Source organism: Stenotrophomonas sp. STEN023, assembly GCF_056760135.1.
This window is the reverse complement of sequence record NZ_JBRREF010000159.1, coordinates 1-2,252: the sequence shown is the minus strand read 5'-3', so window position 1 is coordinate 2,252 and position 2,252 is coordinate 1. Positions and strand designations below refer to the sequence as shown.

Here is a 2,252-nt window from a genome sequence, read left to right as displayed (position 1 = left end):
CGGCAGAGGCTTCACCAGTAGAGCCCAATGCCGAGCATGGCTCGGCACTACAGGTGTCAAAGCGCATCGAGGTCGCCGAGGGCCCGGATCAGCCGCCGGGCGCGCTTGTCGGGGCGGTGCTCCGGGGCCTGGTAGCCGGTCCTTTCGGCGGCACGACGCAACTGCAGCTCGTGACGCGCCTGTTTCGAGGCCGCCGACTCTTCGTACATGGCCTGCGCTACCGGCGCCGAACCGCGTTTGTCACTCAGTCCGCGTACCGCGATCTCGAAGACCTCATCGCCACGCTGCACCCGCAGCGCATCGCCCACGCGAATGGCGCGGGACGACTTGGGGCGCTGTCCTTGCACATCCACCTTGCCGGTATCCACCGCCTGCTTGGCCAGGCTGCGGGTCTTGAAGAAACGTGCGGCCCACAGCCACACATCAAGGCGAATGCTTGCTACCACTACGACTTCACCACTCATCGCGTTGCCATGACTCCTGTGTAAGCCTTCAACCGGTGATACCTGGCACCGGCACCCTCACCTGCAAGATGCTAGTGTGCCTGCCCCGATCCCGACAACGTTGTCCATGTCGAAACCCAAGCAAAGCCGCTCGCTGACCGAAGGCCCGATCGGCACCAGCCTGCTGATGTTCGCGCTCCCCATCCTGGCTGGCAACATCGCCCAGTCGCTGAATGGATCGGTCAATGCCATCTGGGTGGGCAAGTTCCTCGGCGAGGCGGCGCTGACCGCCACGGCCAACGCCAACAACATCATGTTCTTCCTGATCGGTTCGGTGTTCGGCATCGGCATGGCCGCCACCATCCTGATCGGCCAGTCCATCGGCGCCAGGGACCTGCCGCAGGCGCGGCGGGTGATGGGCACCAGCGCCACCTTCTTCATCGGCCTGTCTGCGGTGATCGCGGTGCTGGGCTGGTTCCTGTCGCACCGATTGTTGCTGGCGATGGGTACCCCAACCGAATCGCTGCCGATGGCCGACGCCTACCTGAAGGTGATCTTCCTGGCGATGCCGCTGCTTTATGCGTTTGCCTTCATCACCGCCGCCCTGCGCGGTGCCGGCGATGCGCGCACACCGTTCCGCTTCCTGCTGCTGGCGGTGGTGATGGACATCGCCTTCAACCCGCTGCTGATCTTCGGCGTGGGTCCGTTGCCGGAACTCGGTATTGCCGGTGCAGCCTGGGCCACGTTCTTCTCGCAGGGCCTGGCGCTGGCCGGGCTGATGCTTTACCTGCGCAACAAGCGGCACATGCTGTGGCTGGGGCGCAAGGACATCGGCCTGCTGAAGATCGACACGGTCATCCTCAAGGCGCTGGTGGTCAAGGGCGTGCCGATGGGCCTGCAGATGATCCTGATCTCGCTGGCGATGATCATGATGATCAGCATGGTCAATGGCTACGGGGTGGAAACCGCCTCGGCCTATGGCGCCGCGATGCAGTTGTGGACCTACGTGCAGATGCCGGCCATGGCCATTGGTGCGGCCTGCTCGACGATGGCCGCGCAGAACGTGGGCGCCGGCCTCTGGCCACGGGTGGAAGCCACCGCGCGTACCGGCGTGCTGTTCAACTTCCTGCTGACCGGTGCCTTGATCGCGCCGATCATTCTGTTTGATCGCAGCACTCTGGCGTTGTTCCTGCCAGCTGCCAGCGAGGCGCTGGAGATCGGCCGCCACCTGAACCACATCGCGGTGTGGTCGTTCCTGTTCTTCGGGGTCAACTTCGTGCTGTCGGGCGTGGTTCGTTCCACCGGCGCGGTGCTGCCACCGCTGTTGATCCTGGCAATCGGCATGTGGGGCATCCGGGTGCCGTTCGCGCTATGGCTGCAACCACGCTTTGGTGCCGATGCGATCTGGTGGAGCTTCCCGATCAGCGCGCTGTGCTCGATGCTGATGATCATGGCCTATTACCGCTGGGGCAATTGGCGCAAGGCAACGATCCTGGACAAGCCAGCGCAGGCCACCCCGGCGGAAGTGCCGGCGACTCCGCCGTCGCCGGTGGCGGATCCTGACGTGGAATTGGAGCGCTAGACAGCGTTGTGGGAGCTGTGGGAGCGGCGTCAGCCGCGAAGCTGGCATTGCTGGAAAGGCCTAGAAGCTCAACCCCTCCCCAACCCTCCCCTACGCCTTCGGCGCAAGGGAGGGGGCTGAAACTCGGCGGCCTCACCTGTAGTGGGGGGGGGGGGGGGGGGGGGGGGGGGGGGGGGGGGGGGGGGGGGGGGGGGGGCGGGGGCGGGGCCGAGGCCGGGGGGGGGGGG

Annotated in this window: 2 protein-coding genes; one reads left to right on the top strand and one right to left on the bottom strand. The window is 65.9% G+C overall.

Annotated features, from left to right (window positions below):
* Positions 1–56: 56 nt before the first annotated feature.
* Entirely contained in the window at positions 57–464 is a 408-nt protein-coding gene (locus ACVOLV_RS22130) for an RNA-binding S4 domain-containing protein (protein WP_481556233.1), read from the bottom strand.
* A 106-nt stretch (positions 465–570) separates the two neighbouring features.
* Here ACVOLV_RS22130 and ACVOLV_RS22125 point away from each other — a divergent pair, with 106 nt between their 5' ends.
* Complete coding sequence (locus ACVOLV_RS22125; protein WP_481556232.1) at positions 571–2,025, top strand: MATE family efflux transporter; 1,455 nt, start codon at positions 571–573, stop codon at positions 2,023–2,025.
* Positions 2,026–2,252: the final 227 nt, after the last annotated feature.

Coding starts and splice junctions, on each gene's coding strand:
- ACVOLV_RS22130 (WP_481556233.1), bottom strand. CDS start 464: ATGAGTGGTGAAGTCGTAGTGGTAGCAAGCATTCGCCTTGATGTGTGG.
- ACVOLV_RS22125 (WP_481556232.1), top strand. CDS start 571: ATGTCGAAACCCAAGCAAAGCCGCTCGCTGACCGAAGGCCCGATCGGC.